The following is a 23,550-nucleotide window of genomic DNA, read 5'->3' on the forward strand; positions in this document are numbered from 1 at the left end:
GGCTCAGCGGAGCGAGCCGGACCACCGCACCGGCGAGCGACGCGGGCGACGCGCCGTCCGTGAGCGGATCCGGCCGCCGGGTGGCGAGCAGCAGGATCGGCGTATCGGACAGGCGGCGGCTGACGAAGCCGAGGACGTCGAGGCTGGAGGGATCGACCCAGTGGAGGTCCTCCATCACGACCACGAGAGGGCGCTCGGCGGCGATCTCGTCGAGAAGCCCCAGCGTCGACAAGCCGAGCAACAGCAGCCCCGGTTGGGGACCGTCGAGGCACCCCAACGCGGTCAGCACCGCGACGCGCTGCCGTTCCGGTAACGCGTCGGCACGGTCGAGCACGGGTTCCAGCAGTCTCCGGAGCCCGGAGAAACCGACGCCCGCCTCGCCACGGACACCGTGGCCGCTCAACACCCGGTATCCGGCGTTCGTCGCGCGCCGGGTCGCCGCGGCGGCCAGCACCGTCTTGCCGATTCCCGCTTCGCCGTCCAGCGTCAGCGCCCCTCCGCCTCGGGGCAGGTCCCGCAGTCTGCGGTCGAGTTCGTCGAGTTCGGTGTCGCGGCCGATCACGAGGGGCTCCGCGGTCATGCGGACATTTAACCCCGCTCCGTCAGGTGCCGCTGTGGACCACCGCCACCGGGCAGGGTGCGCGCCGGAGTGCGTCCTGGCCGACGGACCCGTGCACCAGACCGGCGAACCCACCCCATCCGTGGGTGCCGAGCACCAGCAGCTCGGCACCGTCCGCCCGGGCGACGAGGGCGGCCGCCGGTGTCCGCCGGTCGGCCACGTAGCGGACGTCGACGTGGGGGTAGTCGTCGGACCACGCTGCGACCGCGGCACGGATCGCGGTGCCGTCCTGACCTTCCTCCCGCCCGGCCGTGGCATGTACGACGGTCACCGTCGCCTGTCGCCGAGTCGCGTCCCGGAAGGTGTAGTCCAGCACGGCGGAGATCTGCGCCGGTCCGTTCCGGTGGTCGAATCCGCCGACGCCCGCGACGACCCGGCGCTCGTCGGTCCGTTCCGCGACCGGGCCGGTGACGACGACCACGGGACCGCGGGAACCGGCGATCAACCCCACGCCCACCGACCCGATGATCAGGCCGTCCAGCCGACCGAGCCCGTCGCTGCCGATCACCACCAGCTCCGCGTCGTCGGCGGCGGCCAGCAGCACTCCGATCGGGGCTCCCACCGGGAGGTCCGTGACCACGCGGACACCGGGACTCGCGGCGCGGGCCACCGCGGCGGCGTCGAGGAGGAGATCCTCGGCGATCCGTCGGAGCCCGGTGCCCCGCATGCCCGGCACCGGGGCGGTCGAGACCCGCAGGTACGGCCAGATGAACGCATGCACGATGCGGAGGGTCCGCCCGCGCAGCGCTGCTTCCCGGGCCGCCCAACGCACCGCGCGGTCGGCGCCCTCCGACCCGTCGGTTCCGACCACGACGTGCGGACTCGGTGTGGTCACGGTGCACCTGCCGGTGTCCCCGGGAGAGCGAGCAGGCTCTCGGCCGTGGCCACCACGGCTTCCTCGGCCGGGCGGGGATCCCAGCCCAACACGGTCCGGATCCGCTCGATCCGGTACTCCTTCACCGGCACGTCCGGCCCCGGCGCCTCCTCGACCGGCAGCCGGTCGGCCAGCTCCGGGAACCGGCGCCGCAAAATCCGGGCGATCTCCAGATAACTGCACCCGGCCTGCCCCGACGTGCACAGAAACCGCTGTCCCGCCGCCTCCGGGATCGTCATCGCGCGCACGTGCGCGTCGGCCACGTCACGCACGTCGACGACCCCGAACGACGCTTTCGGGACGGTCGGCATCGCGCCGTCGAGCATCGCGCGCACCAACCCCACCGACGTCGAGTAGTCCGAGCCGAGGACCGGGCCGAAGATACCGGTCGGGTTGATCACGACCAGCTCCGCACCGACCGCACCAGCGAACTCCCACGCGGCACGCTCCGCGATCGCTTTCGACCGGATGTAGGCCGGCAGATCGCCGGTCGGGTCGGTCCAGTCCGACTCGTCGTAGGGGCGGTTCACCGGTGCTCCGTACCCGATCGCCGCGAACGACGACGTCAACACCGTCCGACGCACACCAGCCGCGTGCGCCGCCCGCAGCACCCGCAACGCACCCTCCCGGGCCGGCACGATGACCTCGTCCGGGTCCGACGGCTCCCCCGCCGGAAACGGCGACGCCACATGCACAACGAACTCGCAGCCGTCGACGGCGTCGGCCCAACCCGCATCAGCCGTCAGATCCGCCTCGACAACACTCAGCGCAGCGCCCGGCCGAGCCACCATCGCCCGCACAACACCAGCCCGCCGCAACGACCGCACCGTCGTACGGACCTCGTACCCGGCCTCGAGCAACCGCACGACCGTGTGCGCCCCGACGAACCCACTACCACCGGTGACCAGTACTCGCGCCACCGCACTCACCTCGGTACGACGAACGGGAACGACTCCGAGCGGGTGCCCGCCGTCGCCCCGGGCGGAAGACCGGTGCTGACCGCGGAGTTCGTCGCCAGCGAGAACATCACCTCGGGCGCGTTGTCCGCCAGCTGCCGTCCGTTGAAGACGCCGAACCCGAACGTCGCCGGAGTTCCGGTGCGGTACGGCAGCGTGTCCGGCGTGAGCCGTTCCACCACCGAGTCCGCGTAGGCCTCCGGGCGGACCGACGTACCCAGCCGGCGCACGGCATCGGCGACCAGGGCGTGGATGGCCGGGCCGTAGGTCACCCGATCCTGCCCGGGATGAGTCCGGTTGGCCGCGCTCGCGGCAGCGCCGTGGGCATCGCGGAAGATCGGCCAGATCATCGGCAGGCCCGCCCGACCGACCTGCCGCCAACCGCCCGCATCGGTCGCCAGCCGGGACGTGCTCCACACCCGGAGATCCCGGTGGGGGAAGAGCATGCGGTCGGAGTGCGGGATGCGCAGGACGATGCTCTGGACGGTCGCTCCGGAGAACGTGTTCGTCGCCGTGCCGGGCCGGTAACCGGTGAGGTCGGCGTCCTCGCGATGAATGACGAACCGGTCGACGGCGTCGAGTTGCGCGAGGTCGAGGAAGAACGGGTCGAGCGCACGGCCGGCCCAGACGTCGACACCCTCGCTGGTTCGGACGACCTGTCCGGTGCGCCCCTGGGACACGTCGGCACCGGGGGCGTCGTCGTTCGCGGCGTCACCGCCCTCGAGGCGGCTGAGCCGGTACCGCTGGCTTCCGTCGCTACCGCGGTCGAAGGCGAATCGGAACGTGAGGTTCTCGATGTCGGAGTCGTCGAGGTGGATCCGGATCTCGTACCGCGCCTCCTCGTGGAAGCCGGGCGGCGTGCTCTCCCCGCCCAGGGACGTGCGTGCGTTGAGGACGAAGATCGTTCCGTCGCGGTCGTCGAAGACGTACTGGTCGGTGATGTTCAACCGCGGGTCCTGCCGGGCGAGCGGGGAATCGAGGTGGTGCGACACCGTTCTCTCCTTCCGGTCGGGGATCAGTCGTTCAGCAGTCCTCGCCGCAGGTGGGCGAGGATCGCGGAGAGCAGCCGGGAAACCTGCATCTGGGAGACCCCGACGTCGGCCGCGATCTGGGTCTGCGTCCGGTCCTCGAAGAACCGCAGGGCGAGGATCCGGCGCTCCCGGTCCGGGAGCTCCCGGACCAGTCGTTTGAGGGCTTCGCGGTCGTCGACCAGCCCCAGCGCCTGGTCGTCCTCGCCGAGCGACTCGATCAGCGAGGGCCCGTTCGGCTCGGAGCGCACCGAGGCGTCCAGCGGCATGGGGGCGTAGGCGTTGGTGAGCTGGATCGCCTCGAGAATCTCCTCGGTGGAGACACCCAGGTGACGAGCGAGCGTCTGGGCCGTCGGCGCGTGGTGGTCACGCCGGAGGAGCTCGGTCGTGGCCGCGTTGATCCGCAGGTGCAGGTCCTGCAGGCGACGCGGCGGCCGGACGCACCAGGCCCGGTCGCGGAAGTGGCGTCGGATCTCACCGACGATCGTCGGGACCGCGAAGCCGAGAAACGGGACCTCGCGACGGGGGTCGAAGCGGTCGATGGCTTTGAGCAGCCCCAGCCGTGCGACCTGGACGAGGTCGTCGACCGGCTCACCGCGCCGGGCGAACCGGCGGGCGAGGTTCTCCGCGAGCGGCAGGTGCAGCAGGGCGAGCCGTTCCCGGAGCTCCGCGCGTTCCGGAGCGTCGTCGGGACACGCGCTGTAGTCCTGGAACAGCGGGGCGACGGACGGATAGTCGGAGTAATCGGCGCGGCCGGGAGCGATCGGGGCCAGAGTCATGTCCGTCCTTCCACAGGAACGAGCCGGCGGCGCAGCGAGGGCGGCCGAGGCGTTCGAGGCCCTCCGGGCGAGGGCCGAGACCTGATGTCACGACGCTAGGAATCGCCAATGCGTATTGAGTGACGAAGGGATGCACGTCGGTACGGTCGCGTTCACCGCTGACGTCCGACTACCGTGGAAACGGACACCGGAATCGATTCCAGGCACGGGAGTGTTCACGATGACGCCGCAGCTGAGCGACGCCGTGGAGACCCTGATCCGGGACGCCGTGGACGGTCGGCGACGTACCCTCGTCGTCCCCTCGGAGACCGACCTGCACCCGGTGGCCCGAGCCGGGCGGGCCGCCGGTCTTCTCGTGGTCCCCGTTCGGTCGGACCCGCAGCTCCGCGCCTTCGCCGTCGGCGGGCTCCTTCGCGGCCTCCGCGAGGTCGGGCACCCGTCGACCGCGCCCCGGATGAGCGCGGCCGGGTTGCCCGGTCGCGCGGCCCGGTATCTGATCCGCGCCGTCCAGGAACACCTCGGCGGACTGGACGCGTACGTCGGCGTCCTGCTGCTGGTGGACCACCGGGAGTCGCTCGACGCGATCACGCGGCAGTGGCTGGACTCCGCTCCCGGCGTCGACGGCGACTCGCCCGCGTGGATCGCGCGTACCGCCGTGGAACACGAGACCCGGCCGGCCGCGGGTATCGACGAGCTCGGAGGGGTCGAACTGCTGCTCGCGCGGCTGCTCGCCTCGTCCGACTTCGGTCTGACCGCCGATGAGCTGGCCGAGTTGAGCGGCGAGTCGCGCCAGGTCTGCACGACCGCCGCCCGGTCGCTGTCCGAGCGCGGGGTCGCCGCGTTCGACACCGGTCACTACGTGCTGCGGCACGCGGAGCACCGGGAGCAGCTGTGCACCCGGCTGCCGCGGTCGGTCCGGCATTCGCTCGAGCGCGGCTCACTGCGGGCCGTGCAGCGGCACGTCGGCACGACGGTTCTCGCCGCCGAGCGCACGATGACCTCGGCGCGGCCGCACGACGCCGTCGCGTTCAGCGTTCTCACCGACGCGATGGACGCACTCGCCGACGACGATCCGGAGGCGGCCGCCGACTACGGCAGTGCGGCGGTGACGCTCGTCTCCGACCACGACGAGCGGCTCACCGACCTCGCCTGGCGGCTCCTGCCGTTGCTGTGGCAGACCTCCCGCGTGGACGAGGCCCGGCTGCTGGCGAAGCGCGTCTTCGCCGAGCGCGGACGAGCCGAGGTCGAGGCCCAGGTGCTGCTCTGGCTGGCCCGGTTCGAGGGGGCACCGCGACGCGCGATCGAGTTGACGACGGCGGCGCTGGCCATCCCCGGCGTCCCGGCCGCCATCCGCGCCCGCCTGCACAGCGTCCAGCTGCGTTGCCTGTCGACGCTGGGCCGGGTCGACCTCGTCGACGCGCGCCTGCCGTCGGCGCTCGCGGAGGCACAGGACAGCGGCGATGACGACGCGCTCTCCCGCCTGCAGACCTGCGACGCCATTCGCCACTTCTACCGCGGCGAGTACCGGCGGGCGACGTCGCTGACCGCACTCGCGGACGCGACCTGGCGGCGCTCGGGCGCACCGACGGCCGAGTGGATGCCGGAGATGATCTGGGGCCCGCACCTGGTCACCGTGCTCGACGATCCGCGGGAGGGTCTGCGGCGCATCGGGGGTCTCCTCGACGCCCTCGACGCGGCGCAACCGTTCGCCACCCGGTTCCTGCACGCCGAGCGGGCCCTCGCCCATCTCGCTCTCGGCCGTCTGAGCGACGCCGACGACGCCGCGGTGCTCGCGGCCACCCTCTCGCAGCGGCTGTGGGACGTCGCGGACGGGGTCGACGACCGGCTGCAGGCCATCGCGTTCTCGGTGCGGTTGAAGGTGGCGCTCCATCAGGGTGCTCGGGCGGAGTTCGACGAACTGCGCGCGATCCTCGACCGGTCGGGCGCCGAGCCGGGGACCGAGGCCTTCGGCCGCCGAGGCTGGTGGTACTTCCTCCTCGACGACGCGCAGGGAACGAGCGCGCCCGATCGCCGCTCGGTCGACCCGGACTCGCTGCCGGCGGTCTCCTGGCTGGACCCGGCGGACGAGGTACTGATCGGCCGAGCGCTCACCATCAACGGCTACCAGCGGGCCGGTCAGGATCTCGTCGACCGGGCCGCGGCACGCGTCGAACGCAGCGGCCGGCACACCCTGGCGGTGACGGTGGCCGACCATCTGCACGGCGTGGTGCGGGTGGACGCGGCCGCGCTCGACCGGGCCCGCCGGGGCTGGCAGCGGCTCGGACGGCCGCTGCTCGAGGTGGCCGCGCTCTCCGACCAGGGCGCGGTGCTGCTGGAGGCGGGAGACCGCTCGGGAGCCGCGCTGATGGAAGAGGCCCACGGGCGGCTCACGGCGCTGGGCGCCGATCGGGACGCGTGGCGGGTGCGCTGGCACCTCGGCCTGCACGGACGGGTGGTGACGCCGAAGCGCCCCACCGCCCCCGCGCTGACCCCGACCGAGAGCCGGGTCGTCGATTCCGCCGCGCGGGGCGGATCGGTGCGCCGGATCGCGGCGGAGCTCGGCCTCTCCCCGCACACCGTGACGACCCACCTGCGTCACGTGTACGCCAAGCTGGACATCCGGTCCCGAAGTGAATTGAGCGACTGGGTGCGGACACGATGACCGGCGCCGCTGTCCGTGCTTCGCTCCTGACGTCCGGACGGGAGGAAGCGCTCGCCGCGCTCGACCACGCGCTCGCGGACCTCCGTGCCGGACGCGGTGGCGCGGTCGTCCTGGAAGGCCCGCCCGGGTCGGGCCTGACCACGTTGCTGAGAGTCGTCGACCAGGCCGCCGTCGCCGCGGACCTTCCCCGGATCCACGCCGGCGACGGGCGTCCGCTGTCGCTCTACCGGCTGGCCCGGCTCCGCCGCCGGGCGGCACCCTTCTCCGAGCCCTACGATGCGGTCATCGTTCTCGTCGACGACGTCGGTCACTGCGACGCGAGCACCCGGCGGGCAGCCGAACTGGCGCCGCCGTCGCTCGGAGACACCGCCCTGCTGTGGGTCGTCGCCGGCGATCCGGCCGAGCCGAGCATCCGGGCGCACCCCGTCGGGCGGCGGTTCCGGATCGACGAACTGTCCCACCGGGACGCCGAGACCCTGGCGGTCCGCGTCGGTGGACGCGCTCCCTCCGGAGCATCGCCCCGGTTTCCCCGCCACGTCGTCGAGACCGCCCGCCGCGCCGACCCCGACGGCCCGGGGTGGCCGGAGTGCCTGCGGACCGGCCTGCGGGCGGAGGACCACGACGTGTTGGCCGCCGCCGCGGTTCTGGGCCTCCGGTTCTCCCCCGACGACCTGGCCGAGGTGCTCGACCGGCCGGTGGGGGCGATCCTCGACACCCTTCTCGCCGCCGTGGACGCCGGCGTGCTCGTCGACGACGGCCACGACCTGCGGTTCAGCCACCGCGTGGTCCGACGCATGTTCCCGGCCGCGGGCGTCGACGTCTCCCGGGTGTTGACGACGCTCGCACGCAGCGGCGAGGTCAGCCGGCTCGTCCGCGTGCTCCGGGAACAGCCGGTTCCGCCGCTCGCCCCGGCCGTGCTGCGCGATCTCTCGAACCTGGTGGCGCGGCGCGACCTGGGCACGGCGGCGCTGCTCGCCCACCGCGAAGCGGCGACGGCCCGCTCCCGGCCGGACATCGACGAGGCGACGGCCCGCTTCCTCTCCTACTCGGTCCAGGGGGGCGATCCGGGCACGGCCGAGTCGTCCGCCGCGCGTCTGGACGAGGACCACCCACCGTCCGTGAGCTCCGCGCTCGCCGAGGTGTTCTTCTCCTCACGGACCGCGGCCGCCCGTAACCTGACCGACCGCGCGCTCAGCCGGCCGACGAGCGCGGTGGAGCAGGCGCGGCTGAGGGCGGTGCGGCTGGTCTGCGACGCCTATCAGAACGTCTTCGACCGGACCGAGATCGACACGGTCGCGGCGCTGGCCACCGACTCGGACGACGCCAGGGCGTTCGCACTCGTGGGTCTGGCCCGGACGTTGAGCGTGAGCTCGTCCGGCGATCTCGTCGAGGCGTTGCGCCAAGCCTCGTTGGCGAGCGAGATCCCCGACGATCGGAGCCACGGACCGGAGTGGTGGATCGGTTCGATCTTCCGGGCCAAGTTGCTCGCCGACCTGGGCCGGCTCGACGAAGCCGTTCACGTGCTCGACGCGTGCGCGGAGGAAGCCGAGCGCCGCAGCCATCTGTTCGCGATCCCGCCGCTGCTCATGGTGCGTGCCACCTGCGAGATGGAGGCCGGACGGCTGACCGACGCCGCGGCGAATCTCCGGGCCGCGCGGCAGCTCGGCCGCACGGTCGGACCGTCCGATCGGATCGAGACGAACACCGTCAACCTGCTCGTCCGCATCGCGCATCTCCGGGGGGACGCCTCGGGTCTGGCCGAGCTCCGGCCGGTCCTCGAGCATCGGCTGGGTACCGACAGCGCGCGACGCACGACCGCGGCGATCGGCCTCCTGGTGGCGGTGGAGGCGACCTCGGCCGACGAGGTGGCGGACTGGGCCCGGCTCGCCGAGGGGCTGGACGGCCATTCGCGGTACGCGATCGCCCGGGGCATCACCGACGAGATCCTTCGGCTCCGGATCCTGGTGCGGCACGGCCTGACCACGCACGCGACCCGCTTGAGCGCTTTTCTGCGTGCGCTCGCGTCGACCACCGACGCTCCGCTGCCGAACGCCGCCGCGCTGCACGCGGACGGAGCGATCGCGCGACGAGCCGAGACGCTCCGGGCGGCGCGTGAGGCCTACCGGGAGCTGGGGCGTCCGATGCTCAGCGCTCAAGCGTCCGAGGACCTCGCGGACGTCTCCGCGGATCCGGTGGAGCGTGCCGACGCTCTCCGTGAGGCACGGGCGCAGTGGTTCGCCTGCGGTGCGCACCGCGAGACCGCGCGGATCGACAAACTGCTCCGCTCCTCGGGGTTGCGCGCGACCGGCGCCGCCGAGCCGACGCTCGGGCTCGGGCTGACCGTCAGCGAGGAACGGGTCGTCCGGGAAGTGGTGGCCGGACGCACCAACCGGGCGATCGCGGACGCGCTCTTCCTCTCGCCCCACACGGTGGCGGTCCATCTGCGTCGCATCTACGCCAAGACCGGGGTACACAATCGTGCCGGGCTCGTGGAGCTGGTGACGGGCCGGGAATGAGTACTGGCCGGGGAACCGGGGTGATGTGCGACGACGTCGGCGTACCTAGCGTCGACGTATGCGTTTCGTCGAACCTGCCCTCCCCTCCCCGCCGGACTCCGCGACCTCGGCGCCCAGCGACGAGGTCGCCCCACCGGAACCCGCAGCCGAAGCGACCCTGCTCGATTCCTGGATCCGGCCACCCGTATGGTGACCGGCGAGTGCCGCGCCGGCGCGCCGCGAGGGTGGCGATGACGATGCTCGGGTTCACGATCCTCGGCCCGCTGGGTGTCCGGCGAGACGACGTCGACGTGGATGCCGGCGGACGGAAGCAGCGCGTCGTGCTCGCTCTGCTGCTGGCTCGGGCGGGCTCGACCGTCGGTGTGGCCGAACTGGTGGACACCCTGTGGGGAGACGATCCGCCCAGCAGTGCGGTGAACGTCGTCCATCGGCACATCGGCCTGCTCCGGCGGGTGCTCGAGCCGGCGCTGCCGATCCGCACGACCGGCCGCCACGTCCTCCGCACCGCGACGGGCTACCGGCTCCAGGTGGAGGAGTCGTCGCTGGACCTGCTCCGGTTCCGCGCCCTGGCCGATCGAGCACGGGAGGCGGTCGAGCCCGACCGGGCGATCCGCCTCTACGCCGAGGCGCTCGCGCTCTGGCGGGGCCCCGCGGCCGCCGGACTCTGCGTACACCCGACGCTCGTCGCGATCGACGCGGAGTGCACGCTCGTGGCGCGGAACGCCGCGGACATCGCGCTGCGGCACGGCCCCGTCGGCCCGGTGATCCCGGCGCTCCGCCGGGCCGGTCAGCTCAACCCGTTGGACGAGGCCGTGCAGGCGCGGCTGATCCTCGCGCTGGCCGCCGACGGGCGCCAGGCCGAGGCGGTGGACCGTTTCCACTCGGTGCGCCGGGAACTGGACGACGAGCTCGGCATCGACCCGTCGCCGGAGCTGCTCGACGCCTACGAACGACTGTTGCACCGACGCACCGCGCCGCCCGGCCCCCGGTCGGCCACGCCGGTTCCGGCGCAGCTTCCCCCGGACCTTCCCTTCTTCAGCGGCCGTGTGGACGTGCTGGCGAGAGCCGAGGGTCTGCTGGCCGAGGATCGGCGCCGGAACCGGCCGACGGTCGCGCTGGCGATCGACGGGATGCCCGGCGTCGGCAAGACCACCCTGGCCGTGCATCTCGGCCACCGGTTGGCCGCCCACTACCCGGACGGGCAGCTCTACGTGGACCTGCGCGGCTTCAGCAGCAGGGACGCGGCGATGGCGCCGGAGGAAGCGTTGCGCGGCTTCCTGAGCTCGCTCGGCGTCCGACCGTCCGGCCTCCCGTCGGAGCTGCACGCGCTGACCGGTCTGTTCCGGAGCGTCGTGGCCGGTCGACGCATGGTGATCGTGCTGGACAACTGCCGTGACCACGAGCAGTTGCGTCACCTGCTCCCGGCTTCTCCCGAGAGCCTGGTGATCGTCACCAGCCGTCTCCGCCTGACTTCTCTGATCAGCAAGGACGGCGGGCATCCGCTGCCGTTGGGCCTGCCGTCCCGGAGCGAGGCCCACCTGTTCCTGGCCCGGCGGCTGGGTGAGGAGCGGGTAGCCGCGGAGTCCGCCGCGGTGGACGAGATCGTGACGCGGTGCGGCCGGTTGCCGCTGGCGCTGGCGCTGGTGGCGGCGCGGGCCGCGCGGACGCCGGAGCTCCCCCTCGCGGAGATCGCCGCCGAGCTGGCCCGGGGCCGTGACCTCTTCGGCTTCGGACCGGACGCGGCGACCGATCTGCGTGCGGTCTTCGCTCTCTCCTATCAGGCGCTGACGACGGGCGCGGCCGACCTGTTCCGCCTCTTGCCGCTGCATCCCGGGCCGGACCTCACCGTCGAGTCGGCCGCCGCACTCGCCGGCGTCGACACCCGGAGCGCGGCGGCGCTGTTGGGCGAGTTGGCCTCTCACACGCTGGTGCACCACCGCGCCGGGCGGTACCGGCAGCACGGTCTGCTGCGGGCCAACGCGGAGGACCTCGGCACCTCGGTGGATGCCGCCGGGCCGCGCCGGACGGCAGCGATCCGGGTGTACGAGCACTACCGTGCCTCGGCGCACGCCGCCCACCTCTGGCTCGAACCCCAGCTGGCCGCACCGGATCCGCCTCCGGTGGTCGCCGGTGTGACGCCGCTGCGCTTCGAGAACGTCGGCGACGCGATCGCGTGGTTCACGGCGGAGCGGCAGGCGCTCCTCGATGTCGTCGCCGGGGCACGAGCGCACGACGCTCCGGACATCACCGCGCACCTCGCACTGTCCCTGCAGGACTACCTGCACGTCAGCGGCCGGATCCCGGAGTGGGCCCGGATCGCCGCCGCCGGTGTGGAGGCCGCGGTCGCCCTCGGTGACGTGCCGGGACGAGCGCGGCTGTCGCGGAGCCTGGCCGGTGCGCTGTACATGCTCCGCGACTTCGACGCCGCCCGGGCCCACCTGCGGCACGCCCGGCGGATCGCCGAGTCGATCGGAGACGATGCTCAGCTCGCCGTCGTCGACCTGAACTCCGCCTACGTGCGAGGGGCTCAGCGCCGGTTCGCGGACGCCGTCCGCCACGGGGGGCACGCGCTGGACCGCTACCGGCGCCTCGACGACGTCCGCGGTCAGGCCGCCGCGCTGCGCGCCGTCGCGGCCAACGTGGCCGCGCTCGGCCGACGGTCCGAGGCGATACCGCTACTGCGGGAAGCGCTGTCGCTCTCGAACGCCGCCGGCGACGTACGCGGCGCCGGCCACGGCTGGGATCTGCTGGGCCGGACGTATCGGCAGAACGGCGACAGCCGGGCCGCGGTCGACCACTGGCTCCGCGCGGCCGACAGCTACCGGCGGTCCGGTACGCCCGCGGCCTGCGCCGAGGTGCTGCTGGCCGTCGGTGACCTGCGTCATCAGAGCGGCGACCACGTGGCCGGGCGAGCCGCGTGGAGGGAAGCGCGGAGCGCACTCGGCGACTCGACCGGCCCGCTGGCTCGGATCCTGCAGTCCCGGCTCGCCGAATCGGCGTGATCGACACACGGGCGCCGGTAAATGGGTGGCGCGCCGTCGCCGCAGCGGATAGACCTGAGATCCGGCGTACCTACACAATTGGAGTGACAATGCGCGCAGCTTCCACGCCTTCGGCCCTGGACCGTTCTGCCGTGGAGTTGTGCTTTGTCGTTGTTGAATCTGGGAATCGTCGCCCATGTTGACGCCGGGAAGACCAGCCTGACCGAACGCCTGCTGTACGAGTCGGGCGCGGTGACCCGGCTGGGCAGCGTCGACGAGGGCACCACCCGCACCGACTCGATGGACCTGGAGCGCCGTCGCGGCATCACCATCCGGGCGGCCGTCACGTCGATCGTCCTGGATGACCTGCGGATCAACCTGCTGGACACCCCGGGCCACCCGGACTTCATCGCGGAGGTCGAGCGGTCGCTGGCCGTGCTGGACGCCGCCGTGCTGGTGGTGTCCGCGGTGGAGGGCGTCCAGCCGCAGACCGTGGCGATCTGGCGGGCGCTGCGCCGCATCGGCGTGCTGACGGTGGTGTTCGTCAACAAGGTGGACCGCCGGGGCGCCGACGTCGACCGTGCGGTGACCCAGCTGCGCCGCCGCCTCGCGGCGCAGCCGGTCGTGCTGGCCGCGGTCACCGGGCAGGGCGGCCGGGACGCCCGGGTGCGGCCGGTCGGCCTGAGCACCGCATCGGTGCTGGAGGCGGTGGCCGAGGTGGACGACGCCGTGGCGACGCGCTGGCTGACCGACGAGCCGGTGGGAGACCGCGAGGTGAGCGGCGCGATCCGGCACGCGGTCCGGTACGGCGGGATCACGCCGGTGGTGTGCGGTTCGGCGATCACCGGGGCCGGGATGCCGGAGCTGCGTCAGGTCCTGGCCGAACTGCTGCCGCTCGACGCGGAGCCGGACGCTCCGATGGCCGGCACCGTGTTCGCCGTCGACCGGGACGACCGTGGGCGACGGGTCTGGCTGCGGTTGTGGTCCGGGCACCTGCGCGTACGGGATCGGGTGGAACTGGTCGGCGGCCGGCCGCAGACGGTGACCGAGATCGCCGTCAGCGAGCCCGGTGGCGTCCAGGTCCGGCCGGCGGTGACGGCCGGTCAGATCGCGGCGGTGCGTGGCCTGTCCGCCCGGATCGGCCAGCGTGTCGGCGATCCGCCCCGCCGGCACGCCTACCGGTTCCCGCCGCCGACCCGGCAGACGGTCGTCGAACCGGTGGACCCGGCGCGGCGGCTGGCGATGTTCGCCGGGCTCGCCGAGCTGGCCGACGAGGACCCACTGGTCGATCTGCGCCTCGACGAGCACCAGCAGCAGGCGGTGATCCGCCTGCACGGCGAGGTCCAGAAGGAGGTGCTCGCCGCCCTGCTGCTGGACCGGTACGGCGTCGAGGTGCGTTTCTCCGGCACGGTGATCGCCTGCATCGAACGCGTCGTCGGCACCGGCGCCGCGGAGGACCGGATCAAGGAGCGCGGCAACCCGTACCTGGCCGGGCTCGGGCTGCGCATCGAGGCCGCCCCGGTCGGCCACGGCATCGAGTTCCGGCCCGGGATCGAACCGGGCCGGCTCCCTCCGACGTTCATCGCGGCCACCGAGGAGGGCGTGCGGGCGGCGTTGCAGCAGGGCCGGTACGGCTGGCCGGTCACCGACTGCGTGGTCACGATGACGTCCTCGCAGTACTGGCCGCGGCAGAGTCACGCGCACCAGAAGTTCAACAAGGCGTTCTCGACGGTGGCGGCCGACTTCCGCAACCTGGCCCCGGTCGTGGTGACCGCCGCGCTGCGCCGGGCCGGCAGCCGGGTGTGCCAGCCGGTCGAGCGGTTCGACGTGAACCTGCCGCCGTCCGCCGTCGACCCGGCGCTGGCGCTGTTCGGCCGACTCGGCGCGATCATTCTGGACAGCGCGTCCGGGGACGGGTACCTGGAGGTGAGCGGCACCCTGCCGTCCGCACAGGTGCCGCCGGTGGTGGCGGCCCTGCCCGACCTCACCGGAGGCGAGGCGGTGCTGACCAACCGGTTCGACCACTACGCGCCGGTCACCGGCGCGGACGTGCCGGTGCAGCCGCGACGCGGACCGGACCCGCACGACCGCGAAACGTGGTTCCGGGCCAAACCGCGACGCGCGGCCGGGTGAGCGGGCGCCGGCCTCACCCCCGCGCGGCCCGGCGCCGTCAGGTGCTCCGGTCCGGTAGCGGTTCGCGGGCCGCCAGCCAGTCGCCGGGGATACCGCCCGGTCCGGTGCCGGTGAAGGTGGCGACGATGCCCCCGACGATGGCCGCGGTGGTGTCGACGTCCCCGCCGGCCCGGATGCAGGTGAGGATCGCCGCGGGATAGTCGTGGAGGAAGGTGGCCGCTGTCCACAGCGTGAACGGCACCGTGTCCTGAGCCAGCACCCGGGCACCGTTGCCCAGTTCGTAGGCCGCCTCGCCGGCGTCCGCCCCGAGCAGTCGCCGGGCCCGCTCGATTCCGGCCGTGACCCGGCTGTCGACCAGATGGTCCAGCACCGTGTCCAGGAGTTCGGCCGGCTCCGGCCTTCGGCGTTCGGCGCGTGCCCGTCCGGCTTCGGCGGCGGCTACCGCCATCTGGCGGAGCAGCACGACCGCGCCACCGCCGTAACCGCGGTAGGGCTCGAAGTGCTCCCCGAACGACGCGGCCAGACGGTCCTGGTCGACGCCGCCGGTGCGTCGGGTTTCGACCGCCACCGAGCACGCCATCTCGGTGTCGTCGGTCCACGGCCACGGCGGCGGTAGCCGGCCCACCGCCAGCTGCGCGAGCGAGGTACCCGGAACGAAGAACTGCGCGCCCAGTGCGTCGCCCACCGACAGGCCGTCGAGGCTGTCCCGGCAGAGGTCGTCGGCTGTCGTCATGGAGTGCCGACTCTGCCACACGGCGTGGGCCGGGCACAGCCGATACCTATCGTCGCGGGCTACCGTTCTTCTCAGTGAGACTTCGTTCCGCGGTTCAGGTGCTGCTCGCCTGCGTGCTGGTCATCGGCGCGTGCGGCGGATCCGGCCCCCGGCCGGCCGGGGCCGCGGCGATCGCGCCGACGCCCGGCCGGTGGACGGTGACCGCGCTCGGCGACTCGGTCACTGCGGGGTCGGCCTGCGACTGCGCGGCGTTCGTGGACTCCTACGCGGCCCTGACGCGGCAGGCCACCGGGCACCGGGTGACGACCGAGAACCTCGGCGTGCCCGGCCAGACGAGCACACAACTGCGCGCCTCGCTGACCGGTGACACCGGCACCGCCCGACGCGTGGCCGGCAGCGACATCCTGATCGTCACGATCGGCGCGAACGACTTCGCTCCCGCGCTCGACGACTGGGAGTCCGGGGACTGCGATCTGGCGTGTTTCCGCCCGGTCGCCGACTCGGTCCGCACCGACGTGGCCGCGATCGTGCACCGGATCCGGACGTTGCGGGGCGGCTACCCGACCGCGATCCTGGTGACCGACTACTGGAACGTCTTCCGCGACGGGAACGCCGCCGACGACCTGGGCACCGACTACACCACCCTCGCCGAGCAGGTGACCGAGCTGGCCGACACCGCGATCTGCGGCGGCGCGGCGGACGCCGGCGCGGTCTGCGTCGACCTCTACGCGCCGTTCAAGGGTGACGGCTCGTCCGACCCGACCGGCTTGCTGGCCGCCGACGGCGACCACCCCAACGCCGCCGGTCACCTCCTCATCGCCGAGACCCTGGCCGCGGAAGGCTGGCAGCTCAGCGCCTGACCCGGCGGCACCCCGGTGACGGGCAGCTGCGCCCAGTCGTCAGGTCGCGTCCGGACGAGTATCGGCGCGGCGGGCGATGAGCGCCTGCACCCCGTCGCGCAGCAGCTCGAGCCCGAAGCAGAAGCCGGCGTCGTCGATCCAGTCCGGCGCCGCACCGAACGCGTTCCGCGCGACCGCGGCCGAGAGCGCCGGATACCGCTCCGGGTCCAGGACCTCCCCGAGGATCCGGCCGTAGTCGGCCAGGCCCTCGATCGGGCCCGTCGCCGGACCTTCGCCCCCACCGGTGAGGGCGAACGCCGGACCGGCCTGCTGGGACGCGTACCCGGTGAGCGTCGTCGCCACGGTGAGCTGTTCGCCGTGCTCCAGCCCGGTGCCGTCCAGCGCGGCCAGCGCCCGGTCGAGCCAGCGCAGCGACCGCGGGCCGGCGGCGCGGACGGCAACCTGGTGCACGATCCGGAGTTCGACTCGTTCGTCGACGACGGGACGAAGCGCTGGCCCGCGGAGCCGACGCTGCTGCGGCTCATGCACCGGTCCGGCGCCGTACGCCGCGCCCTGGCCCCCGCCGGGCGGATGGCGCTCACTGCCTATCTGGCCCAGTCGGCGATCGGCCTGATCGTGTTCAGCGGTGTCGGCGCCGGGCTCGCGGGGACGTTCTCCCCCTCGCGTTGATGGCGTTCGCGCTCGCGGCGTTCGGCGCGCGGCTGGCAGCCGGCGCACTCTGGCTGCGCCGGTTCCGATACGGCCCGGTGGAGTGGGGTTTGCGCTGGCTGACGAACGCCGAACGCCCACCGTTCCTCATCGCGCCCGAGCTACCCGACGGTGCCGTGTCCGCGCGGTCGCGGCCCGCGACCACGGAATGCCGGCAGCGTCCGGGGACAACGATCGGCCCGCTCCCGGCATCACGACGTGAGCAGCGACAGCACCATGCCCAGGATCGAATCGACGGTGGTGGGCGTCCGGTCGCCGGCGACGGCGACGTCCGGCAGGGCCAGTGTGACGGCAGCGCCGCTGCCCGCGGCGAGAAGCGAGTCGCCACCCGGGCCGGGCCTCATTCGCCGAGGACGGTCGCCAGTTCCCGGCGGGACGAGATACCGAGCTTGGTGAACACCTTGCGCAGGTGCCACTCGACCGTGCGGGGACTCAGGTACATCATCGCGGCGATCTCCGCGTTGGTGCGGTGGTCCAGCGCGAGCCGGGCGATCTGCGTCTCCTGCGGCGTCAGCTCGTCGCGCGCGTCCGCGGAACGCTTGCGCACGGTCTCGCCGGTGGCCGTCAGCTCCCGTGCGGCGCGATCGGCGAACGCGTCCGCCCCCATCGCGGTGAAGGCCTCGTGGGCCGCGCGCAGCGCCGTCCGGGCGTCGACGCGGCGGTTCTCCCGGCGCAGCCATTCGCCGTGGAGCAACCGCGCTCGCGCACGCGGAAACGCCAGCAGGTCGACGTCGAAGTGCGCGATCGCCGCCAGGAACCGCGCCTCCGCTCCGGACGTGGGGCCGGTCAGCGCCTCCGCCAACGCCAGCGCGCCGAGGGCCCACGGTGTGCCGGCCGCGGTGGCCAGTTCGGCGATCCGGTCGCGGGCCTCCGCCGCGGCGGCGGGCGCCCCGGCCCGGCTCGCGGCCTCGACCAGTTCGCTCAGCAACCGCGGGTAGAGCGACAGGTCGGGGAACTCCGTGCCGGCGCGCGCGGCGGCCAGCGCGGCCGGGAAGTGCCCCAGACCGTTACGGAGCACGGCCCGGCTCAGCGCCGCGACCCCGATCAGGCGACCGACGCCGGTGATCGCCGCGGTGCGCTCGGCCGCTCCGATCTCCTCCTCGGCCTCCTTCTCCCGCCCCTGATGAGCGGCGACGAGAGCGCGGGTGCCCAGACGGCTCGGCCGGCCGGTCGCCTCGGCGATCGTCCGCGCCTCGTCGAGAAGGATCCGCGCCTCGGCCAGGCGTCCCGCGGCGAGCAGCGCCTCACTCCGGCCGGCCAGCGCGACCGGAAGGGCCGACCGTGCTCCGCTCCGGCGCGCGTTCTCCACGCCGCGGACGGTGAGCCGATCCAGCGTCGCCTGGTCCAGCCGGTCCAGCGCCACCGTCGCCGACAGCCAGAGCACCTCCGGATCGTCGGTCGTTTCCGGTGCCGCCGCCCGGGACACATCCCCGTCGACGCTCCGGGCGATCAGGCCGTCCAGCAGCCGCCCGGCCGGATCGTCGCCGCGCGGGAGCGCACTCGCCGCCTCCCCGGTGCGGCGCAGCGCGTCCGGATCGCCGGAACGGCCGCCGTGGATCGCGGCGGCGAAGGCCAGCAGGGCGGTCTCCCGCGCCGCGGTGCCGTCGAGTTCCGCGAGGACGGCCGCCGCGTCGAGCAGCACCGGACCGGACCGGGCACCCGAGTCGCCCAGGAACGCCGCGCGGGCTCGGAGCCGGCCGGCCTCGGCACGCAGACGCGCGTCGAGTGGCCCGAGCTCGGCGGCGGCCAGCAGACCGGCCACGGCCGCGGTCGCACCGGTGGCGAGGTGGGCACGCGCGGCCGCGAGCAGCCGGGCGGCCCGCCGGTCCGCATCCGGGGTGAGCACCGCCGCACGTTCGAGGAACGAGGCGGCCGCGGCCCGGCCTCCCCGGGCCAGCGCCCGGCCGGCGGCGGCGGCCAGTTCCCCGGCCACCTCCTCGTCGGGTTCCAGCGCCGCGTGGCCACGGTGCCAGGCGCGGCGATCCGGGTCGTCGGCCGGGTCGGTGGCGTCGGCCAGCGCCGCGTGGACCTCACGCAGCAGCGTGGCGTCGGCGGACCGCCAGCTCGCCGACCGGACGAGCGGATGCCGGAACCGCACGGCCGCCCCCAGCTCGAGCAGGCCCTCGGTGGCGGCCGGTTCGGCGGCCGAGAGCTTGACGCCGAGCAGCTGGAGAGCTCGCAGCAGCAGCGGGGCGTCGCCGGTCGGTTCGACCGCGGCGGCCAGCAGCAGGACCCGGGTCTCGGCCGGGAGCGCGGCGATCCGCCGCCGGAAGCCCTCGTCCACCCGCCCGGCGACCGGCGTGGTGCGATGACCACCGAACCCGAACGCCAACTCGGCCGAGGACGAACCCCGCGGCAGTTCCAGCAGCGCGAGCGGATTGCCACCGGCCTCGGCGAGGAGCCGCTCCCGGACCGCGGCGTCGACCGGCTCCGGTAGGACGGAGTCCAGCAGCGTCCGCGCCGCGCCGACGGGCAACCCGCCGACCCGGAGCTCGGGCAGCCCGCCGAGAACGGAGTCGTCGCTCGGTTCCCTGGTCGCGAAGATCAACGCGACCGACTCGGCGTCCAGGCGGCGGGCGGCGAAACCGAGGATGAGCCCGGACATCCGGTCCAACCACTGCGCGTCGTCGACGACGCCGACGATCGGCCGCTCGGACGCGGCCTCGGCGAGCAGGCTCAGCACCGCCAGGCCGAGCGGGAGCAGCTCCGGCGGGCTCCCGGTGGTCAGCCCGAGCGCCGTGGACAGCGCCGCGGCCTGCACACCCGGCAGCGCGCCGAGGTGGGGCAGCAGCGGTCCGCACAGCTGCTGGAGCCCGGAGTAGGCGATGTCGACCTCGACCTCGACGCCGGCCACGCGCACGACCCGGCCCGGCGCGGCCTGCCCGGCCACGTGGTCCAGGAGGGCGCTCTTCCCGATGCCGGGCTCACCGCGCAGCACCAGCACACCGCTCCGCCCGGCCCGGACGTTACGCAGCAGGCCGTCCAGGGCATCGCACTCGCGCCCTCGCCCCAGCAGCACGTCTCTCCTTCGTCTCACCGGTGACACCCGGGTGCGGACCAGTGTCCACCACGGGCGCGATCCTTCCGGTTCTCCGGCGACGCTCTGCGCATGTCGATCATTCGCATGAGCAAGACCACCACGGCCACACCGGAGCAGCTCGTCGCCGGGATCACCGACTTCGGCCCCGGCCGTTCGACGCTCTTCAGCGCCAGCGCGGACGACCGGCTCCAGGTGCACGACCGGGGCCCCACCCGGGCCGACGTGACCGAAGGATCCGGCGGCGTCTGGGAGCGGCTCCGGTACGACTGGTCGGACCCGAACCGCATCGTGATGACGACGATCGATTCCAACCTGTGGGGCGGGGCCTCCGGCCACACGTACACCCTCACGCGGCGCGCCGACGGGATGACCGTCCTGGACGCCGTGGTCGTCCGGGAGGGGAAGAACCTGAAGGGGAAAATCGTCGGGTTCCTGCTCGGAACGGTCGCGAAGGGCCAGCTCGACAAGGCCCTGAGCAACACCGTCACCGCCATCGAGGCCCGGTACGGTTCGCGGGGCTGAGCGCCGCACGTCGGTCCCGCCCCGGCGGGACCGACGCCGCCCGGTGGGATCAGGCACCGAGCCCGGCGGCACGGGCCAGAAAGGCGGCGTACCAGGCCGGCCAGTTCTCGTCCGCCCGGCCGATCTCCTTCTCGTGCTCGCCGTGCGCGCGGGCCGCGTCGACCAGCGCCTTCTCCACCTCGTCCACCGACCGGTAGACGACCCGGTCGACGCGGCCGGGGCGGCGCGTGGTGACCTCCTGCACCACGAACAGGTTCCCGTCGGGGTCGGTGAACGTCAGGAACGACCCGTACGACTGCCGGTCCGGATGCGGACCGGGGACGCGGCCCACCACGCCGGCGTGGTGGAAGACACCGCCCGCGTCGTGGAAGACCTCACTCGGCCGGGCGCCGCGGGCCTCGAGTTCGGCGCGGGCGGCCACGACGTCGTCCACCACGAGGTGCACGGCCTGCGACGCACCGGGAGGTTCGTCGGTGATCCCGCTGCCGATCACGAGGGAGGTCGCCGAGCCCGGCGGAGTGACGTGCACGACCCGGAAGCCGTCCGGCCCGCGGTGGTCGACGTCCTCCCGGAAGCCCAGCCGGGTGTAGAAGTCCTTCGCGCGGTCCACGTCCGAGACCGGGAGGACGACAACTTCGATCGCGAAATCCATGGCTTCTCCTCGGGGAATCGCTGTGATGTCCGCTCCACCCTCGGCCGCACCCACGCCGCTCGCACCGGTGCCGGGCACTGGTCCGCACCCTGGTCGGCCCCTCGGTCCGGTGAGCAAGACGAACTCCTGGCCTCCTGCGTCCCGGCCGACCGACGCTGGTCAGGTCGATCGTCCGGCACCGAGGGAGCCTCATGTCCGCAGTCCTGATCACCGGTGGCACGAGCGGCATGGGTCTGGCCATCGCCGGCGCGCTCGTCCGTGCCGGCCGGCCGGTCGTCGTGATCGGCCGCGACCCCGACCGGTGCGCCGACGCCCGGAAGTCGCTCGCCGAGGACGCGCCGGGTGACCTCGCGCTCGTGCTGAGCGCGAACACCACCGACCCCGACGCACTGGCCGACGCCGTCGAACAGGGCGAGAGCCGCTGGGGACGAGTGGACGGGCTGGTCACCGCGGCCGGACAGCTCGCACGCGGCCGGCTCGGCGAGCTGACCGCGGACGAGCTGCGGGCGGCGTTCGAGGTCAACGTCCTCGGCACCTGGTTGGCGCTCGAGGCGGTCGTACCGGCGATGGTGCGCCGGAGCTACGGACGGATCGTCACGATCGGATCGGTGCTCGGCGCCACCGGCGCGGCCGGCCGGGCCGGGTACGCCGCGACCAAGGGAGCGATCGCCGCGCTGACCCGCTCGGTGGCGCTGGAGGTGGCGACCGACGGCGTGACCGTGAACTGCGTGGCCCCCGGGCCGGTGCGGACGCCGATGAACGAGTCCGCCGCCACCACCGACGCCGCCGCGCAGAAGGCGTTCCTCGCCAGCCTCCCGGTCGGACGCTGGGGTACGCCCGCCGAGGTGGCCCACATCGTGGTGCCCCTGCTCGACCCCGAAGCCGGCTACGTGACGGGCAGCGTCGTGTACGTCGACGGCGGATACACCGCTCAGTATATGACCGACTCCCCTGGCCCGGGCACGTTCCGGCTCGGCCTGTCGACGGGCGGCGTCATGCTCACGGCGTCCTGGGCGCCGTTCCTGACCGGTGTGCTCGCCGTGCACCTCGCCGAGATCGGCGTCGGCACCGGCACGCTCGGCGTGTCCATGGCGGTGTTCTTCACCTCGGCGGCGCTGTTGTCGGTGGCGGGTGGGCGCCTGGTCGCCCGCACCGGCCCGCTCACCGCGTTGCGCCTCGTCGCACTGGCCTCGGTCCTCGCGTTCGCGGGTCTGGCCGCGGCCAGGGAACCCTGGCAGGTGGTGGCGCTGATGAGCATCACCGGCGCGTCCAACGCGTTGATCCAGCCGGCGACCAACACCGTGCTGCAGCAGTGGATCCCGCTGCGTCGGCGCGGGCTGGTCGGCGGCGTGGCGCAGGCCTGCGTGCCCGGCTCGGTCGTCGTCTCCGCGCTCTGTCTGCCGTTGATCACCGAGACGCTCGGCTGGCGAGCGACCTACCTGATCGCCGGCGCCGTCAGCGCGCTGATCCTGCTGCTCGTCCCGCTCCGCCGACCCCAGCGTGTCGTGCCTGCGACGAGCACCGGGCCGTCGGCGTCCCCGCGGCTGCGCGCCGGCCGCCTGACCGTCGGTCTCCTCACCGTGGCCTGCGGGTTCGGCGCGTCGGCCTCGGCCACCACGCCGGGGTTCGCAGCGACGTCCGCGCACGCGGCCGGTTTCGACGTCACGGCGACGGCCGGGTGGATCGCCGCCGCCGGTGTCCTGTGCGCGGTGAGCCGCATCGTCGTCGCCCAGCTGTGCGCCGGCCTCGGCCCGCGCGCCGGGCTGTTCAGCTGCGCGGTGACGTTCGTGGTCGGCTGCGCCGGCTTCGTCCTCGTCGTCGCCGCCGTGGCCCACGGGTCGCTGACCGCATACGGGGTCGGCCTCCTCCTGGCGTACGGCGTCGGCTGGGGATGGACCGCCGGGGTCAACCTCGCCATGGCCGCGACGGCCGACAACGTCTCGGTGGCGACCGGTTGGACCCAGACCGGCACCTTCACCGGCAACGCGCTGGGCCCGACGGTCTTCTCCGGAGTCGTCGCCGTCGCGGGGTTCGGCGCCGCCTGGGGCACCAGCGCGGTGCTGATCCTGCTCGCCGCCGCCCCGATGACCGGCGCGCTCCGGTCACTGCGGCCCGGCGGCCCGGCGGCACGCCGGCGCTCCGAGAGCCTGCGGAGGTCCGGCCGTCTGCGTGGGCGTCTGGGCTTGTTATTGCAGGCTGGGCGCTCAGCGGTTGTCGTCGGGGCCGAGCTGGCCGGGGCGCCACGCGATCCAGCCGCGGCACAGGACGTACGCGGTGGCGGTGAGCGCGACGACGAACCCGTCGACGGCGGCGGTCAGCCCGGCATTGGGCACGTCGAGAACGAACAGCGCCTGCACGGTGACCGCGATCTTGTGGACGAGTAGCAACTCCCACATGCCGCGTTGTTTCCGCGGCGCGATCGCCAGCAGAAGGGCCATGCCACCGAAGACGACGTAGCCGACGGCACGCCAGTACTCGGTGAGAAGC

At 73.7% G+C, this 23,550-nt stretch carries 17 protein-coding genes and 1 pseudogene; 8 read left to right on the forward strand and 10 right to left on the reverse strand.

The features are described from left to right. From ABD437_RS02130 to ABD437_RS02150, 5 genes are all read right to left on the reverse strand, one after another. On the reverse strand, nucleotides 1-580 hold a 580-nt coding region (locus tag ABD437_RS02130; RefSeq protein WP_344647003.1), incomplete at its 3' end, for an AAA family ATPase. 22 nt (nucleotides 581-602) lie between these two features. Continuing rightward, nucleotides 603-1,454, reverse strand: a complete 852-nt coding sequence (locus tag ABD437_RS02135) for a universal stress protein (RefSeq protein ID WP_344647004.1) — start codon at nucleotides 1,452-1,454, stop codon at nucleotides 603-605. After that, entirely contained in the window at nucleotides 1,451-2,413 is a 963-nt protein-coding gene (locus ABD437_RS02140) for an SDR family oxidoreductase (RefSeq protein WP_344647005.1), read from the reverse strand. The genes ABD437_RS02135 and ABD437_RS02140 overlap by 4 nt, the downstream gene beginning before the upstream one ends. A gap of 5 nt (nucleotides 2,414-2,418) precedes the next feature. After that, nucleotides 2,419-3,441 carry a DUF4331 family protein gene (locus ABD437_RS02145; RefSeq protein WP_344647006.1) on the reverse strand — a complete coding sequence of 341 codons (1,023 nt, stop codon included), beginning with the start codon at nucleotides 3,439-3,441 and terminating at the stop codon, nucleotides 2,419-2,421. Nucleotides 3,442-3,464: 23 nt separating this feature from the next. Next, nucleotides 3,465-4,256, reverse strand: coding sequence for a SigB/SigF/SigG family RNA polymerase sigma factor (locus ABD437_RS02150; RefSeq protein WP_344647007.1), 792 nt, complete (start codon nucleotides 4,254-4,256; stop codon nucleotides 3,465-3,467). Nucleotides 4,257-4,476: 220 nt separating this feature from the next. Here ABD437_RS02150 and ABD437_RS02155 point away from each other — a divergent pair, with 220 nt between their 5' ends. The 4 genes from ABD437_RS02155 (at nucleotide 4,477) to ABD437_RS02170 (ending at nucleotide 14,548) form a co-directional block, all read left to right on the forward strand. Beyond that, a complete protein-coding gene (locus ABD437_RS02155; RefSeq protein WP_344647008.1) occupies nucleotides 4,477-6,918 on the forward strand; it encodes a LuxR C-terminal-related transcriptional regulator in 2,442 nt (813 codons plus the stop codon). Continuing rightward, nucleotides 6,915-9,434 (forward strand): helix-turn-helix transcriptional regulator, encoded by a 2,520-nt coding sequence (locus ABD437_RS02160; RefSeq protein WP_344647009.1) that lies wholly within the window; start codon nucleotides 6,915-6,917, stop codon nucleotides 9,432-9,434. The genes ABD437_RS02155 and ABD437_RS02160 overlap by 4 nt, the downstream gene beginning before the upstream one ends. 230 nt (nucleotides 9,435-9,664) lie before the next feature. Then, nucleotides 9,665-12,436, forward strand: a complete 2,772-nt coding sequence (locus tag ABD437_RS02165; protein ID WP_344647010.1) for an AfsR/SARP family transcriptional regulator — start codon at nucleotides 9,665-9,667, stop codon at nucleotides 12,434-12,436. Nucleotides 12,437-12,580: 144 nt separating this feature from the next. Further along, nucleotides 12,581-14,548 carry a GTP-binding protein gene (locus ABD437_RS02170; protein ID WP_425558069.1) on the forward strand — a complete coding sequence of 656 codons (1,968 nt, stop codon included), beginning with the start codon at nucleotides 12,581-12,583 and terminating at the stop codon, nucleotides 14,546-14,548. Nucleotides 14,549-14,585: 37 nt separating this feature from the next. Here ABD437_RS02170 and ABD437_RS02175 read toward each other — a convergent pair whose 3' ends face one another. Next, nucleotides 14,586-15,281, reverse strand: a complete 696-nt coding sequence (locus tag ABD437_RS02175) for an ADP-ribosylglycohydrolase family protein (RefSeq protein WP_344647012.1) — start codon at nucleotides 15,279-15,281, stop codon at nucleotides 14,586-14,588. Between the two features lie 74 nt (nucleotides 15,282-15,355). Between ABD437_RS02175 and ABD437_RS02180 the strand changes: the two genes are divergently transcribed. Next, nucleotides 15,356-16,141: an SGNH/GDSL hydrolase family protein gene (locus tag ABD437_RS02180; protein WP_344647013.1), complete on the forward strand. Its 786-nt coding sequence runs from the start codon at nucleotides 15,356-15,358 to the stop codon at nucleotides 16,139-16,141. A gap of 39 nt (nucleotides 16,142-16,180) precedes the next feature. Here the strand turns inward: ABD437_RS02180 and ABD437_RS02185 are convergent, their stop codons facing one another. After that, nucleotides 16,181-16,591, reverse strand: coding sequence for a TetR/AcrR family transcriptional regulator C-terminal domain-containing protein (locus ABD437_RS02185; RefSeq protein WP_344647014.1), 411 nt, complete (start codon nucleotides 16,589-16,591; stop codon nucleotides 16,181-16,183). A gap of 120 nt (nucleotides 16,592-16,711) precedes the next feature. Between ABD437_RS02185 and ABD437_RS02190 the strand changes: the two are divergent. Next, nucleotides 16,712-16,857, forward strand: a pseudogene (locus ABD437_RS02190) (DUF418 domain-containing protein); the annotation flags it as partial. Between the two features lie 183 nt (nucleotides 16,858-17,040). Here ABD437_RS02190 and ABD437_RS02195 read toward each other — a convergent pair. Continuing rightward, on the reverse strand, nucleotides 17,041-17,193 hold the full coding sequence (locus tag ABD437_RS02195; RefSeq protein WP_344647015.1) for a hypothetical protein: 153 nt from the start codon (nucleotides 17,191-17,193) through the stop codon (nucleotides 17,041-17,043). Further along, complete coding sequence (locus ABD437_RS02200) at nucleotides 17,190-19,868, reverse strand: helix-turn-helix transcriptional regulator (RefSeq protein ID WP_344647016.1); 2,679 nt, start codon at nucleotides 19,866-19,868, stop codon at nucleotides 17,190-17,192. Before ABD437_RS02200 ends, ABD437_RS02195 begins: the two co-directional genes overlap by 4 nt. Before the next feature lie 90 nt (nucleotides 19,869-19,958). Here ABD437_RS02200 and ABD437_RS02205 point away from each other — a divergent pair, with 90 nt between their 5' ends. Beyond that, a complete protein-coding gene (locus ABD437_RS02205) occupies nucleotides 19,959-20,411 on the forward strand; it encodes a hypothetical protein (RefSeq protein ID WP_344647017.1) in 453 nt (150 codons plus the stop codon). Between the two features lie 49 nt (nucleotides 20,412-20,460). Here ABD437_RS02205 and ABD437_RS02210 read toward each other — a convergent pair whose 3' ends face one another. Then, the gene (locus ABD437_RS02210; RefSeq protein ID WP_344647018.1) at nucleotides 20,461-21,063 is read right to left on the reverse strand and encodes a VOC family protein; all 603 of its coding nucleotides are present in this window, start codon (nucleotides 21,061-21,063) and stop codon (nucleotides 20,461-20,463) included. A 191-nt stretch (nucleotides 21,064-21,254) separates the two neighbouring features. Between ABD437_RS02210 and ABD437_RS02215 the strand changes: the two genes are divergently transcribed. Further along, nucleotides 21,255-23,447, forward strand: coding sequence for an SDR family oxidoreductase (locus ABD437_RS02215; protein WP_425558070.1), 2,193 nt, complete (start codon nucleotides 21,255-21,257; stop codon nucleotides 23,445-23,447). The last annotated feature ends 103 nt before the right edge of the window (nucleotides 23,448-23,550 follow it).

It is taken from the genome of Cryptosporangium japonicum (assembly GCF_039524755.1).
Taxonomy (GTDB): domain Bacteria; phylum Actinomycetota; class Actinomycetes; order Mycobacteriales; family Cryptosporangiaceae; genus Cryptosporangium; species Cryptosporangium japonicum.